The 14,572-nt window shown below is 62.0% G+C and carries 11 protein-coding genes; 3 read left to right on the top strand and 8 right to left on the bottom strand.

The features are described from left to right. The first annotated feature begins 151 nt into the window (after window positions 1-151). Window positions 152-3,205 carry an autotransporter domain-containing protein gene (locus ACI77I_RS16675; protein WP_406997991.1) on the top strand — a complete coding sequence of 1,018 codons (3,054 nt, stop codon included), beginning with the start codon at window positions 152-154 and terminating at the stop codon, window positions 3,203-3,205. An 18-nt stretch (window positions 3,206-3,223) separates the two neighbouring features. On the opposite strand, the gene ACI77I_RS16670 is transcribed toward ACI77I_RS16675, so the two are convergent. The 8 genes from ACI77I_RS16670 to ACI77I_RS16635 form a co-directional block, all read right to left on the bottom strand. Continuing rightward, window positions 3,224-4,381 carry a phosphatidylserine/phosphatidylglycerophosphate/cardiolipin synthase family protein gene (locus ACI77I_RS16670; RefSeq protein WP_094953055.1) on the bottom strand — a complete coding sequence of 386 codons (1,158 nt, stop codon included), beginning with the start codon at window positions 4,379-4,381 and terminating at the stop codon, window positions 3,224-3,226. 1 nt (window position 4,382) lies between these two features. Continuing rightward, on the bottom strand, window positions 4,383-4,964 hold the full coding sequence (locus ACI77I_RS16665) for a YceI family protein (protein ID WP_094953054.1): 582 nt from the start codon (window positions 4,962-4,964) through the stop codon (window positions 4,383-4,385). A 127-nt stretch (window positions 4,965-5,091) separates the two neighbouring features. Next, entirely contained in the window at window positions 5,092-5,850 is a 759-nt protein-coding gene (locus ACI77I_RS16660; protein ID WP_094953053.1) for an IclR family transcriptional regulator, read from the bottom strand. 64 nt (window positions 5,851-5,914) lie between these two features. Beyond that, entirely contained in the window at window positions 5,915-7,357 is a 1,443-nt protein-coding gene (locus tag ACI77I_RS16655; RefSeq protein ID WP_242154849.1) for an amidase, read from the bottom strand. Beyond that, entirely contained in the window at window positions 7,354-8,664 is a 1,311-nt protein-coding gene (locus ACI77I_RS16650) for a citrate-proton symporter (protein WP_406997990.1), read from the bottom strand. The genes ACI77I_RS16655 and ACI77I_RS16650 overlap by 4 nt, the downstream gene beginning before the upstream one ends. Window positions 8,665-8,723: 59 nt before the next feature. Then, window positions 8,724-9,899: a M20 aminoacylase family protein gene (locus ACI77I_RS16645; RefSeq protein ID WP_242154847.1), complete on the bottom strand. Its 1,176-nt coding sequence runs from the start codon at window positions 9,897-9,899 to the stop codon at window positions 8,724-8,726. Window positions 9,900-11,205: 1,306 nt separating this feature from the next. Continuing rightward, window positions 11,206-11,520, bottom strand: coding sequence for an amidase (locus ACI77I_RS16640; RefSeq protein WP_406997989.1), 315 nt, complete (start codon window positions 11,518-11,520; stop codon window positions 11,206-11,208). Beyond that, window positions 11,517-12,599 carry a serine hydrolase domain-containing protein gene (locus ACI77I_RS16635; RefSeq protein WP_406997988.1) on the bottom strand — a complete coding sequence of 361 codons (1,083 nt, stop codon included), beginning with the start codon at window positions 12,597-12,599 and terminating at the stop codon, window positions 11,517-11,519. The genes ACI77I_RS16640 and ACI77I_RS16635 overlap by 4 nt, the downstream gene beginning before the upstream one ends. Window positions 12,600-12,784: 185 nt before the next feature. Here ACI77I_RS16635 and olsB point away from each other — a divergent pair, with 185 nt between their 5' ends. Together olsB and ACI77I_RS16625 are read left to right on the top strand one after the other, a co-directional pair. Further along, entirely contained in the window at window positions 12,785-13,540 is a 756-nt protein-coding gene (olsB, locus tag ACI77I_RS16630) for an L-ornithine N(alpha)-acyltransferase (protein ID WP_003172415.1), read from the top strand. Further along, complete coding sequence (locus tag ACI77I_RS16625) at window positions 13,540-14,331, top strand: lysophospholipid acyltransferase family protein (RefSeq protein ID WP_406997987.1); 792 nt, start codon at window positions 13,540-13,542, stop codon at window positions 14,329-14,331. Before olsB ends, ACI77I_RS16625 begins: the two co-directional genes overlap by 1 nt. The last annotated feature ends 241 nt before the right edge of the window (window positions 14,332-14,572 follow it).

Below are 14,572 nucleotides of genomic sequence, written 5' to 3'. Positions count from 1 at the left end.
CCTCTTTTTTTAAAGAGGGGGCTTGCGCGCTGGCCCACCGTAGCCAGTAAAAGTTAACTTTCACTCCTCGATACAAGCCTAATCCTACATCACTCCCCCTGCTCACTCGCACACCCTATCAGCCCAATTTTTTTGCAGGTGTGTGTGGACTATGTCGCCCACGAAAAACGCCCAAGCGGCAGCCAAGAAGGCACCCGCTCAATCATCGTTCAAACGAAATGCTATCGCCCTTTTTGTGCTCGGCTGCCTGTCGGGCATGCCTGTTGAAGCCGCGAGTTATGTTGAACAAGGCCGATTGCACGATGCGGCCAGTTGGCGCAGTGACGAGTTCAAGAGTAACTGGGGCCTTGGCGCAGTCGGTGCTGATTACGCGTATGCACGGGGGTTGAGTGGCGCCGGGATACGATTAGGGGTTTACGATTCTGGAACAGACCTGCGCCATAGTGAGTTCGCCGGAAAGCCAGCCATCGGCGTGCTTATGGCTGATACCGGCTGCATGAGTGGGACCGTGCTGGAGAACGGCTGCTTCTACACCGAAGGTGATCGCGCGGCGGTAACCGTTATCGACTCATTGCCACCTGAAGCATTGGCCGCCCTTGAAGAAGTTATTACCGATGGCATCCTTACCCGTGAGCAACTTGATGAATATCTCAGAGTGGTAGGTACTGCATACGACGCGCATGGCACGCACGTTGCCGGCACAGCACTGGCCAATCGTGATGGCTACGGAGTCCACGGTGTGGCTTACGCGGCTAACTTGAGTGCAGTGCGCAAGTACGGTAATACCTACCTGGGAGGCCCCCTTGCCATAACAGCAATTTCGCGCGCGCCCCTTCCGACAGATGCAGCGGTAAACACCGCCTATGCCCAATTGCACAGTCAGAATGTGCGTGTCGTCAATAACAGTTGGGGGAGCGCATTTTCGCCTGCGAATGAAACAGAGCTTGACCTGGCATTAAGCGAAACCGAAACCTCCGTTTATTCAGAACTCAAGGCCATAGCAGACAACGCTATCAAGTATGGGATGCTGCAAGTATGGTCAGCGGGCAACGTAACCACAGCCAACGAATCCCCTCAAACAGCGCCAAACGCCGGGCTTCATCCCAGCCTGCCACGTGCCATTGCAGAGCTGGAGCCCTATTGGTTGACCGTCGTCAACTTAAGTAAAGAGCTGACCTTGGGCGACTATTCCAAGCGCTGCGGCTTCAGCAAAGACTGGTGCCTGGCCGCGCCCGGAACGGATATCAACTCATCCTGGGTTGCAGGTTCCATACAAACCGAAAACCACCTTGACCAGGACGATGGTGTCAATGGTTTCGCAGTGACCGGTGATAAACCCGAGTTAGGCTATATGCTAAGTTCCGGCAGTTCCATGGCCGCTCCCCACGTCACCGGCGGGTTGGCCCTGCTGATGCAACGCTTCCCCTACCTCGACAACCCGCAAATCCGCGACGTGTTGCTGACCACCGCCACCGACCTCGGCGAACCGGGCGTGGACGACGTCTACGGCTGGGGCTTGATGAACCTGAAAAAAGCCATCGACGGCCCCGGCCAGTTACGGGTCGATACCAGCGTCAACATGGACCGCCCTGCCGGCGGCGCCATCGTCTGGCAAGGCGGTGCCTGGGACGATTGGCGCAACGACATCAGCGGCCCCGGCCGCCTGGAAAAAACCGGCATCGGCTGGCTGCGCCTGAGTGGCAATAACAGCTTCGCCGGGGCCACACTCAAGGAAGGTATTCTGGAGCTGGACGGCACCAACCAGCTCAAGGGCGACGTCAACATCGACGGCGGCGTCCTACGCCTGAACGGTGCGCTGGCCGTCGCGGGCGACTACACACAAGCCGCCGGTTCAACCCTGATGACCGGGCTGGCCAGCCCGGCAGCGCCGGCCAAATTGCAGGTGCAAAACCAGGCATCTATCAATGGCGGCTCGCTGTACCTGAGCGCACAACCCAACAACTATTACCTGGGCCAGCGTTACAGCATCCTCCAGGCCCAAGGTGCGTTGACTGGCGAATTCACTTCGATTGACCGCCGCGAGTTCTCGCCCTTCCTCAGCGTTTCCCAGGTCAAACAAGGCAACGCCTTGCTGGTGGAATTCGGGCGTGGTCGGTCACTGGCATCGGCGGCGGAAACCGCCAACCAGCGCGCCGTCGCCAATGCTGCGGATACTGAGGCTCAGCCTTCGCCGTTGCTGCAACGCCTGACCGCGCTGTTTCCCGAGCAGGCACCTTCGGCACTCGACCAACTGAGCGGCGAATTGCATGCCAGCACCCAGGCGGTGCTGATCGAGAACAGCCGCGTGTTGCGTCAGGCGGCATTCGACCGCCAACTTAGCGCGCAAGGCAATCGCGGCAATCAGCCCAAGACGCTGAACCAAGGTGTCTGGGTGCAACTGCCGCGCCAGTCCGGCCAGCTCGCAGGCGACAGCAACACCGCACGCACTTCCCACAACAGCACGGGCCTGCTGCTTGGGTTCGATCACACACTGGAACAAGGCACACGCCTGGGTGTAGTTGCCGCCAGCAGTCAAACCGAGGTGAAGACCGGAGCGCGTGGCAAGGCGAGTGTCGACACCTATCAACTGGGCCTGCACGCGGGCCACAACTGGGACGCTTTTGGTCTCTACGGCGGCATCGCGTATGCACAACATGAAATCGAGACAAAACGCCGCGTCAGCTTCCCTGGCGTAGAGAACCGCCTGAGCGCCAAGTACGCCAGCCGCACCGTGCAGACATTTGCCGAGGCCAACTACACGTTCAGCCATGACTTCTGGGACTGGCAGCCGTACCTGCAACTGGCCAATGTGCAACAGCGCAGCGAAGGCTTCAAAGAACGCGGTGGCATGGCCGCACTGAAGGGCAAACGCTCGAAAGAAAACGTCAACCTGACCACCGGTGGCGTGCGCGTCAACATAGACCTGGGCAAGGCGCAGATCGGCCCGTCATGGCTGAGCCTGCGCGGCGGCCTGGCCTACACCCATGCCAGCGGCGACCTGCAACCCACCACTCAGGCAGCTTGGGACGGCGGGCGGGTGATGAGTGTCAGCGGCGCACCGTTGGATCGCCTCAGCACCCGACTGGAACTGGGCGCCACCGCACGCCTGACACGCGACAGCACGTTGGACTTCGGTTTCAGCCAACAACGCGGTGAACGCACGCGGGACCAAAGCATCACGGCGCAGTATTCGCTGCAGTTTTGAACAAAAGGCGGGGGTGCCCTACCCCCGCCGATCCAACAGATTTACCACCAACCGATCAATCCATCCCCACACCCGCTGCTTCACCCGCCGCCACAACGGCCGCGACTTCCACGCCTGCAGGCTCACCGCCTGGCTCTGGGTAAAATCGCGCTCGAAACTACCGGCCACGGCCAGCGTTAACGCTGGGTCCAACGCTTCCAGGTTGGCTTCCAGGTTGAAGCGCAAATTCCAGTGGTCGAAATTGCACGAGCCGATGCTCACCCAGTCATCCACCAACACCATTTTCAGGTGCAGGAAACACGGCTGGTACTCAAAAATCTGCACGCCCGCCCGCAGCAAACGCGGGTAGTAACGGTGCCCGGCGTAACGCACGGAGGGGTGATCGGTGCGCGGGCCGGTGAGCAGCAAACGCACATCGACCCCACGACCAGCCGCGCGGCGCAAGGCACGCCGTACGCTCCAGGTCGGCAGAAAATACGGCGTGGCCAGCCAGATACGCTGCTGGCTGCTGTTCAACGCGCGGATCAGCGACTGCAAAATATCGCGGTGCTGACGGGCATCGGCATACGCGACGCGCCCCAGGCCCGGCCCGGTCGCCGGCACCTTGGGCAAGCGCGACAAACCGAAATGGGTGGCGGGCTTCCACTCCCGCCGCGCCGCATTGGCATGCCATTGGCGGTCGAACAGCGCCTGCCAGTCGAGCACCAGCGGCCCGCTGATTTGCACCATCACTTCATGCCACTCGGCGGTGTCTTGCCCCGGTGTCCAGAATTCATCGGTCACGCCGGTTCCGCCCACCACGGCGATGCTCTGGTCAATCAGCAACAGCTTGCGATGGTCGCGGTACAGATTGCGCATCCAACGCCGCCAGCTCAGGCGATTGTAGAAACGCAGCTGCACGCCCGCGTCGGTCAGGCGCTTACGCAAGCCCAAGGTAAAGGCCAGGCTGCCGTAATCATCAAACAAACAGCTCACCCGCACACCGCGCTCGGCCGCCAGCACCAACGCCTGAACCATGGCATCGGCACAGGCTCCGGCTTCCACCAGGTACAACTCCAAATCGACTTGCTGCTCAGCGCGGGCAATGCCCACCAGCATCTGCGGGAAAAAGCTCGGCCCGTCGATCAACAACTCGAAACGGTTGGCGCTGCGCCACGGGAACACTGCGCCGCCCACGTCAGCGCGCCGTAAAGATCAGTACCGCACCCACCGGCACCGACAAACTGATCGACTTGAGCCCCGCGGCCTTGCGCAGCATCGCCACGCCCGGCGCCAGCTCGAAATCCTCGGCATGCAACACCACCGGCTCCAGGGTCACCACCTGAAAGCGCCGGTCATCCAGGCGCGTGGCCAACAGCTCCGCGCTGTAGGTTTGGGTCTTGCCGTGCAGGGTGACGCTCAATGGCAGGCGCAACTCCAACTGCGCGCCGGGGGCCAGGTCGTTGATGGGCTGCAGATTGATCTGCGCGCTGATCAGCGCTTCGGGGAAAGTCTTGATCTGAAACAGATCATTGCGCATGCGCTCATCGCGCAGCGGGATGCCGCTGTTGATCGACTCCAGCTCCACTTGCAGTTGCGCCGCGCCCTGACTGTCGACCTTGCCGTGCAACACCAGGAAACGATGCACTTCGGCGATCTCGGTGTTTTTGGTGGTGACGAACGACAGGCGTGAGGATTCGTTATCCAGGTACCAGTTGGCGTGGGCGGGCAGTGCGGCACAAGTCAGCAGTGTGAAGGCCAGGGGTTTGACATTGAACATAGAAACTCATGGGGCAAAAAACCTGGATGAACCTTAACTGTGCCGGGTGCCGGGCGCAATGCAACTGACAAAGCCGATCAGGGTGGGCGCTGGCTTGCCTGCGCCCACATTGGTTCGGCGGCGATTATCAGATCAACGCCCGCTGCACATCGCGCACTGTCGCTTCCAGACTGGCCATGTGCAGGTTCAATACGCGCTCCACCGGCGCCTGATGCATCGGCCAGTGCAACGCCATGCTGCCCACCAGCCGCCCATTGGCCTGCACCGGCAAGGCCACCGCGCGAATCAGGAACGGCAGGCGCACCGTGTATTCCCAATAGCCTTCGGTGCGCTGGCCGAACCCTTGATGCTGGGTTTGCTCGCAGGTATGCACCTGCTCATCGGCCGCTACATGATCACGGCCTGCGAGGCGTTGCACCTCCTCCGGGGGCAATTGCGTCAGGCACGCCTTGCCCATTGCCGAGTGAAACAGGCTGGCGTGCTGGCCGACGATCTGGCAATTGTTTGGGTACAGCTTGCGCAACACGTTGGGAATCGCGCTCTCCATGACTTCCAGGCGCTCGCCATCGAAGCAGGATAAATCCACCACCAACCCGGTGCGCTCGCTGAGCTCCAACAGCCAGGGCGCGGCGCTTTCCACCACCTGGCGCTTGAAGCGTTGCTGGGTGTCACCGAACAAGCGCTGGGCGCGCAGTCGGTAACGGCGATCGCTGAGGCCGCGATAGACCCAGCCTTGGTCCTGCAAGGTCAACAACATGCGCGACACCGTGGCCTTGGGCAGGCGCGTCAGGTAATGCAACTCCTCCAGCCCCAAGGCCTGGTGTTCGCCGAGCAGCTCGACGATGGCGAGTGCGCGCTCAACCGACCTGACGGTGCCTGTCTCCATGTTCGATCTCCCTGTTGCCGGTGGATGATCATTGTTCGCAGCAAAATACAGGCCCGATTGCCGCTCAACGCGTCGATTCAAGACACGCCGGCGGCTGGCGCTGCACCCACTGCGTCAGCTGTTCATGGGCGTAAGCCAATTGCAGCACCGCCCGGTCGGCCTGGGCCGGGCCGATGATTTGCAAGCCCATGGGCAGACCCTGCGGGTTGAAGCCCACGGGGATGCTCATGCTCGGCAGACCGGCGAGCGTGGGGCCGATCACCACTTCCATCCAACGGTGATAGGTGTCCATTTCACGCCCGCCCACGAGGCGCGGCCAGGGTTGTTGTGCATCGAAAGGGAACACTTGGGCGGTGGGCAGCAACAGGAAATCGTAACGCTGGAACAGCTTGGCCAAGGCGCGGTACCACTCGCTGCGGTCCACCGACGCCTGATACACCTGCTGGGCGCTCAAGCCCAGGCCTCCCTCCACTTCCCATTGCGCCTCAGGTTTGAGCAATGCGCGCTTTTGCGGGTTGGCGTAGGCCGCGCCGAGGTTGCCGTGCACCAGCCAATGGCGATGCACCAACCAACTGCGCCATAGGCGCGCCATGGAAAAGTCCGGCTGGCAGCTTTCCACTTCGCAGCCCAGTGTGGCGAAATCAGCGAGGGCAGATTCACACAGGCTCAGCACGCCGTCGTCCATCGCCAGGTAGCCGTTGTAATCCCCCAGCCAGCCGAGGCGCGCGCCCTTGAAGTCGCGCTGCAAGGGTTGGCCCAGTACCTTTGGGTCGTCCTTGGAGGACAACGGCACCCGAGGGTCGTAACCGGCCTGGATGCTCAGCAACCGCGCCACATCCGTCACGCTACGGCCCATCGGGCCTTCGGTGCCGAGTTGCTGTACAAACAGTTCCGGCATCGGCCCATGGGGCACGCGCCCTTGTGATGGGCGCAGGCCAAACACGTTGTTGAAGGCCGCCGGGTTGCGCAGCGAGCCCATCATGTCGCTGCCATCAGCCACCGGCAGCATACGCAGCGCCAGCGCCACTGCCGCCCCACCACTGCTGCCGCCGGCGGCCAGGCGTGGGTCATACGCATTGCCGGTGGTGCCGAACAAGGTGTTGTAGGTGTGCGAGCCGAGGCCAAACTCCGGCACGTTAGTCTTGCCGATGATGATCGCGCCACTGGCCCGCACGCGTGCCACGCTGATGGCGTCCTCGGTCGGCACATGCTCGGCAAACAACGGCGAGCCCAAGGTGGTGCGCAAGCCCTGGGTGGCCGCCAGGTCCTTGATCGCCTGGGGCATGCCGTGCATCCAGCCGCGCGACTGGCCCTGGTCCAGCTCGCGATCACAGGCGCGGGCCTCAGCCAGCACGTCATCGGCATCGCGCAACGACACCAGCGCATTGACGCTTGGGTTGAAACGCTGGACCTGCGCCAGGTACGCCTGCATCACCTCTTCACACGACACCTGCCGCGCATGGATCGCTCGCGACAGCTGCGTGGCATCCCAATCAACAATGCTCAAGGCTTCACCTCACTTGAAAACGGCAGCGGTTTTTTCGCCCGCGGGGCCTCATGCATGCAGTAAGTGCCCAGCAGCGTCAGCACGCAAGCGAACAACACGTAAAACGCTGGCGCAACCGGCGTACCGAGCACTTTGGTCAGCCAGGTCACGATCAACGGCGCAAAGCCGCCAAACACCATGACGGCCACGTTATAGGCGACCGAGACGCCGGTCGAGCGTACCTCGATGGGAAACTGCTCGGCCAATGCCGTCGGCGCCGGGCCGAAGAAGCCGCCGATGGCCGTGCACAGCATCACTTGCATCACCAGCAAGCGTTCGATGGACGGCGCCGCGGCCACCCACGCATACAACGGGTAGACCATCACGAAGAACGCCAGGGTGAAGGCCATCAACACCGGCCGCCGTCCCAGGCGATCCGAAAGCAGGCCGGACAGCGGAATCACCACGGTCATCAACGCCACTGCAAACATCTGCACCATCAACACTTGGTCCAGCGGCAAGCCGAGGCTCTTGTGGGCGAAGGTCGGCATGTTCACCAGCACCACGTAAAACGACACCGTCGCCCCGCAGGCCAAACCCATGGAGACGAGGATGCTGCGCCGATGCTCGCGAATCACGTCCATCAAGCTCGGCGCCGGGCCGGTCGCCTGCTTGCGCGCTTCGATGAATTCCTCGGGGTCCTCCATGTGCCGGCGAATCCACAACCCCACCGGGCCGATCAGCAAACCCAACACGAACGGCACGCGCCAGCCCCACAGGTCGAGGGTTTCGGGGGAAAAGAAATGCGTGACCAACGCCACCATCGCCGCGCCGCCAAACACCGCTAGGCACTGCCCCACCAACTGCCACGAGCCATACAAGCCCTTGCGATGGGCCGGAGCACTTTCCACCAAAAACGCCGTGGCACTCGCGTATTCACCGCCGGTGGCAAAGCCCTGAAGCATGCGCGCCACCACGATCAGCAGCGGCGCGCCCATTCCGATAGCGGCGTAATTAGGCGCGAAGGCGATCAGCGCGATGGACACGGTCATCAGCCGGATAATCAGTTGCATCGCTGCCTTGCGGCCTTTGCGGTCGGCGTAAATCCCCAACAGGACGCCGCCCACCGGACGCATGAAAAAGCCCACGCCAAAGGTGGCCAAGGCCATCAACAGCGAAGCGTACTCATCCTGCGACGGGAAAAACTGCCGAGCGATGATGCTGGCCAGAAAGCCGTAAACGATGAAGTCATACCATTCCAGCGCATTGCCGATCACGGCCGCCACCACCTGTTGGGTGCGGGAAACACCGGGTTTTGAAATCTGCATGAGGAACACTCCATTCAACCAATAAGGGAAAGGGGCCAGCGGCAGAAAAGGTGAGGTCGTCAGGCAGGCTTGAGCCAGCTCTCGGCCAGCGCGCCCCAATAGGCGGCGCCGGTCAGCAGGATGTCGTCGTTAAAGTCATAGGCGGGGTTATGCACCATCGGCCGCGACACGCCGTTGCCGATAAACAGGTAGCTGCCGGGGCAGCGTTGCAGCATCCAGGCGAAGTCTTCGCTGCCCATCAGCGTGCGGGTGTTGCCGTCCACCGCATCGGCGCCGAGCAAGGCGACGCCGACTTGCCGGGCGAATTCGGTTTCTTCGGCGTGGTTGACCAGCACCGGGTAGGCCGGGCGGTGTTCGATCTGCACCGTGCAGCCGAAGCTCGCGGCCTGGGTCTGGATAATCGCGTTGACCCGTTCCAGCATCTGTTCGCGCACCTTGGGGTTGAGCGCGCGCAGGCTCAAGCGCAACAGGGCTTGCTGAGGAATCACGTTGGCCGCCTGGCCCGCTTGCAGCGCGCCGACCGTGACCACGGCGGCTTCCTGGGTGTCGATATTGCGCGCCACCACCGTCTGCAACGCCATGACCATACTCGCGGCCGCGACCAACGGGTCCACGCTCAAATGCGGCATGGAGCCGTGGCCGCCGACGCCTTCCAGCGTCACGGTGAGCAAGTCCTGGGAGGCCATCATCGGCCCGACTCGCAAGCCTAGATGCCCGGCCGGCAAGCCCGGCATATTGTGCATGCCGAACAGGCCATCGCACGGGAAACGCTCCAGCAAACCGTCCGCCAACATAGCCTCGGCGCCGCCCTGGCCTTCTTCAGCGGGTTGGAAAATCAGGTTCACGGTGCCGTCGAATTGCCGCGTCGCCGCCAAGTAACGCGCGGCACCGAGCAGCATGGTGGTGTGGCCGTCGTGGCCGCAGGCGTGCATGCAGCCGGCGTGCTGGCTGGTGTAGGCCGCGCCGGTATTTTCGATGATGGGCAAGGCGTCCATATCGGCACGAATGCCGAGGGTGCGCGGGCTGCTGCCATTGCGCAGCACGCCGACTACACCGGTTTTGCCGATGCCGGTGTGTACTTCATAACCCCAGCCTTTCAAGGCTTGCGCGACGAGCGCCGAGGTACGGTTCTCTTCAAAGCCGAGTTCGGGGTGGGCGTGGATGTCCTGACGCACGGCGTGCAAGTCGCTGGCGACGTCGCTGAGCCAATCCAGAATGTGCTGGTGTGGGCGCATGGTGATTCTCCTCACAGGCGGGGTGTTCCCGTTCTTGTTGGCGACACATCGCCAGCTAACCGCGATGTGGGCGGGAGGACAATCAAAGGTGGTTCCACTGGGTGGAACCTGAGGGCAGTTAGCGCACATCTAATGTGGGAGCTGGCTTGCCTGCGACAGCGGGAGGTCAGTCAACATCACTGTTGTTTGTGCCGCTGTCATCGCAGCATAGGTATCTACACATCTGCGGTTGTCGTGGGGGGCGCTGGGTACATATCCGTTGTTTGGGTAACGGCTGAAATGGGTTCCGCCCTTACGGCGGGTCACTTTTGGAAAAGAGCCCCAAAAGTAACCAAAAGGGCTCTTGCCCCACCACTCGGCACCTCGCCTCCGGCTCGGTGTGCCCTCTCTCCGGCATTACTCCGCGGGCCGCCGCGACGGGCCGTCCCTGCCCCGTCGCGGCTAAACCGGCGTCCTGCCGGTTTACCCGCTCCGTAATACCTGCGTTCGGCCAGCGTGGTTTAACGGGGCGCCTAAGATCAAAATCAAGATCAAGATCTACAGCACGGCGGCCTGACAGCCGACCTGATCCTGGAAACTGGACTGGGTTGAATTGTGGGAGGGGCGGTGCGACGGTTCGACTTGCTCCCGATGGCGGTGTGTCAGTTGATGTATCTGGTGAATGGCCCACCGCATTCGCGAGCAAGCCCGCTCCCACATTTTGAGCTCAGTACATCAGGTAGATGTGTGTACTCGGACAAATGTGGGAGCTGGCTTGCCTGCGAAGGCATCAGCTGTGTCTTACTGATGTACCGAGGTGTCTGCATCGCAGGCAAGCCAGCTCCCACAGAAAAGCAGCTCTGCTTCTGATCTGTTTTTGCCCTGTTTTTGCCCTGCTTTTGCTTCAACCACTCAGGTCGGCTACTAGGCCGCCGTGCTGTAGATTTTGATCTTGATCTGACAGGCCCCGTTAACCACGATGGCCGAACGCAGGCACGGTGGAGCGGGTAAACCGGCAGGGATGCCGGTTTAGCCGCGCTGGGCCAGGGATGGCCCATCGCGGCGACCCGCGGAACCGGGCCGGAGTGCGGGCATGCCGAGCCTTAGCGAGGCACCGAGTGGTGGGGCAAAGACCTTTTGGTTACTTTTGGGGCGTTTGCCAAAAGTGACCCGCTGTAAGAGCGGAACCATACGAAGCCGTTACCGCAGCAACGGATATGTACTCAATCTACCTAAACCCATCACAAGCTCAGCACCACACAAAGCGTTGCGTAGATACCTATGCCCATCGCAGGCAAGCCAGCTCCCACAGGGGATTTGGGGTGTGTCAGGGATTCAGGCGGCAGCCTTGGCGATCACCTAGCCAGCGCGCCGTATGCGTGCGCCCCAACCCACTCGCCGTCACTTCACTGCGCTGCGGCTTATCGGTAAACGCACTGGTCGGCACGTACTGCTTCACATACCCCAGGCAATACTCCGCCGGATTGTTCTCCACATACCGGCACGAGCAGTACTCCTTGGCCGTATACGCCGCGATGATGTCGGGGAAGGCTTGCAGGTTGACGCGCTCATGCCACACCCAGCCGAACAAGGCGAGTAACAGCAGCAGAAAAACGCTGATAAACGGGTGACGACGAATCATGGTTGCACCGCCGCAAGCACGCGTTTGAGCAGTTCGTTATGGCGGTAGCTGCCGTCGCGGTCATCGCCGTAGCGCACGATCACCAGGTGTTTGTCGGGTATCACAAACAGCGCCTGGCCCCAGTGGCCGAGGGCGGCGAAGGTGTCAGCGGGGGCGGCGGGCCACGGGCGGGGTGCGCCTTGCACTTCGAGGTTTAGCCACCATTGGCCGCCGGGCACGGCTTCGTCCTGGCCGGGTTTGTAGTTGTCGAAGGGCTTGCGGTTGAAGGCGACCCACTCTTTGGGCAGCAATTGCTGATCGCCCCAACGGCCGTCACGCGCCATCAGCAGGCCGACGCGCGCCAGGTCGCGGGCGGTGAGGTAGGCGTAAGAGGAGGCGACGAAGGTTTCGTCGGCATCGGTTTCCCAGATGGCGTTGTGGATGCCCAGCGGCTTGAACAGTGCGTCCCACGGGTAACTCATATAGGCCTTGTGGCCGAGCATGCCTTTGAGGGCGGCGGACAGGATGTTGCTGTCGCCGCTGGAGTAGCGGAAGGCCTGGCCCGGTGCGGCGACAGCCTCGGTGTCGGCGGCGAACTCGGCCATGTCGGCGCGCCCACGGGTGTAGAGCATCGCCACGACGGAGGATTTCAGCGGGGCGTATTCGTAGTCTTCTTGCCAGTCGAGGCCCGAGGCCCAGTGCAGCAAGTCGGCCAGGGTGACTTTGGGGTGTTGTTTCATCGGCGGGTAGAAGCGTGCGGCGGGGTCGGTGAGTTTGAAGCGGCTTTCGCCATAGGCCACGCCGAGCACCGTGGCCATCAGACTTTTGCTCACCGACCAAGTCAGGTGCGGCGTGCTGGCGGTGGTGGGCGCGGCGTAGCGTTCGTAGATGACTTCGCCGTCGCGGATCACCAGCAGCGCGTCAGTGCGAATGCCTTGGCGGGTGGCGTCGTCACGGGTTGGGAACGCATAGGCATTCAGAGCATCGACAGCGGGTCCTGAGAGTGCTGTGCCCTGGGCCCAGTCCTTGTCAGGCCAGGTTTCGGCATGGGCGGCAACGGTGAAGAACAGCAGGGCAACGCACAACAAGCCTCGGACCATGGACGCAAACTCAAGGGGGCATTCAAGCCCGCGAGCCTAGCCGAGGCGCATGACAGATTTGCTACATCGGGGGCTGTCATCTAAGCGTCACCGTAACTTCATGGCGCTGACACCGAGCCTACATAGCCTGAGTTTGGACAAACAAGTCGACCGGCCGAAACGTGGCCGGCACTCGGAGATTCGCCATGACTCAGATCGCCCGCATCAGCGACACCGGCAATGAACGCCGTCTGCAAGCCGAACGCCTGGTTGGCGCACAGGCGCTGCAGGAAGCTCAGGCCCTGCGGTTCAACGTGTTCAGCGGCGAGTTCAACGCCAAGCTGAAAGGCGCGGAACTGGGTCTGGACATGGATGACTATGATGTTCACTGCAGCCACATTGGCGTGCGGGATTTGAACAGCGGTCGACTGGTCGCCACCACCCGTTTGCTCGACCACCAGGCGGCCAGCACCTTGGGCCGGTTCTACAGCGAAGAAGAATTCAGCCTGCACGGCCTGCTGCATCTGCAAGGCCCGATCCTGGAGATCGGCCGCACGTGCGTCGACCCGGCCTACCGCAACGGCGGCACCATCGCCGTGTTGTGGGGCGAGTTGGCCGAAGTGTTGAATCAAGGCGGCTACAGCTACTTGATGGGCTGCGCGAGCATCCCGATGCACGACGGCGGCATCCAAGCCCACGCGATCATGCAGCGCCTGCGCGAACGCTACCTGTGCAACGAACACCTGCGCGCCGAGCCGAAAAAGCCGCTGCCGGCGCTGGATCTGCCGTCCAACGTGATCGCGGAAATGCCGCCGCTGCTCAAGGCGTATATGCGCCTGGGCGCGAAGATCTGCGGCGAGCCGTGCTGGGATGAAGATTTCCAAGTAGCCGACGTATTTATCCTGCTCAAGCGCGACGAGCTGTGCCCGCGTTACGCCCGCCACTTCAAGGCGGCCATGTGATGAGCCGCCTGCGCGTGTACGGGCGCATTGCCCGCGTGCTGCTGGTGGTGGCGCTGGGCTTGAGCATGGCCAGTGTGTTTGGTGTGTTCGAGCGTTTGGGCGTGGCCAACTCGATGGTACGGCGCCAGCGTTGGTCGCGGTTTTTCATGGCGCGGCTGACCCACGCCCTGCCCTTTCGCGTGACGGTGCACGGTGAGTTGCCGCAAACGCCGATGCTGTGGGTGAGCAATCACGTGTCCTGGACCGACATCCCGTTGCTGGGCATGGTCACGCCGCTGTCATTTTTGTCCAAGGCCGAAGTGCGCACCTGGCCGGTGGCGGGTTGGTTGGCAGCGAAGGCTGGTAGCCTGTTTATCCGCCGGGGTTCGGGCGACAGCCAGCTCATCCGCAAGCAGATGACTCGCCACCTGGAACACCAGCACCCGCTGCTGATGTTCCCCGAAGGCACCACCACCGACGGGCGCAGTCTGCGCACCTTTCACGGGCGTTTACTGGCCAGTGCGATTGATGCCGATGTGTCGCTGCAACCGGTGGCGATTCGTTATCTGCGCGATGGGCAAGTGGACCCGCTGGCGCCGTTTATTGGCGACGATGATTTGCTCTCGCACCTGATGCGCCTGTTTGCCAATGACCAGGGTGATGTGGAAATCCATGTGCTCACGCCAATTGCCTGTGCCGGGCAGGAACGCGCGGCGCTGGCGTTCCAGGCGCAGCAGGCGGTGCAGAAGGCGTTGTTTGGGCCGTTGCCGGAGACGGAGCAAGTGGCGGCTCGGCCTGCATTTGCAGCATGAACACACTTTAAAATGTGGGAGGTGGCTTGCCTGCTATGGCCATGGGTATCTACGCAACTTTTTGTGTTGCTTTTAGCCTGTGATGGTTTAGGTAGATTGAGTACATATCCGTTGCTGCGGTAACGGCTGCTTATGGTTCCGCTCTTACAGCGGGTCACTTTTGGAAAAGAGCCCCAAAAGTAACCAAAAGGGCTCTTGCCCCACCACTCGGTGCCTCGCCTAGGCTCGGCATGCCCTCACT

Origin of the sequence: Pseudomonas sp. D47, from assembly GCF_045447305.1 — a bacterium.
Lineage (GTDB): Bacteria > Pseudomonadota > Gammaproteobacteria > Pseudomonadales > Pseudomonadaceae > Aquipseudomonas.
Note: the sequence above shows the minus strand (reverse complement) of the source record. Positions and strands in the feature narration are given on the sequence as shown.

Excerpts from the sequence above, each read along its gene's own strand:
- ACI77I_RS16675 (WP_406997991.1), top strand. The coding sequence starts at position 152 with ATGTCGCCCACGAAAAACGCCCAAGCGGCAGCCAAGAAGGCACCCGCT.
- ACI77I_RS16665 (WP_094953054.1), bottom strand. The coding sequence starts at position 4,964 with ATGTTCAATGTCAAACCCCTGGCCTTCACACTGCTGACTTGTGCCGCA.
- ACI77I_RS16660 (WP_094953053.1), bottom strand. The coding sequence starts at position 5,850 with ATGGAGACAGGCACCGTCAGGTCGGTTGAGCGCGCACTCGCCATCGTC.
- ACI77I_RS16650 (WP_406997990.1), bottom strand. The coding sequence starts at position 8,664 with ATGCAGATTTCAAAACCCGGTGTTTCCCGCACCCAACAGGTGGTGGCG.
- ACI77I_RS16645 (WP_242154847.1), bottom strand. The coding sequence starts at position 9,899 with ATGCGCCCACACCAGCACATTCTGGATTGGCTCAGCGACGTCGCCAGC.
- ACI77I_RS16640 (WP_406997989.1), bottom strand. The coding sequence starts at position 11,520 with ATGATTCGTCGTCACCCGTTTATCAGCGTTTTTCTGCTGCTGTTACTC.
- ACI77I_RS16635 (WP_406997988.1), bottom strand. The coding sequence starts at position 12,599 with ATGGTCCGAGGCTTGTTGTGCGTTGCCCTGCTGTTCTTCACCGTTGCC.
- olsB (WP_003172415.1), top strand. The coding sequence starts at position 12,785 with ATGACTCAGATCGCCCGCATCAGCGACACCGGCAATGAACGCCGTCTG.
- ACI77I_RS16625 (WP_406997987.1), top strand. The coding sequence starts at position 13,540 with ATGAGCCGCCTGCGCGTGTACGGGCGCATTGCCCGCGTGCTGCTGGTG.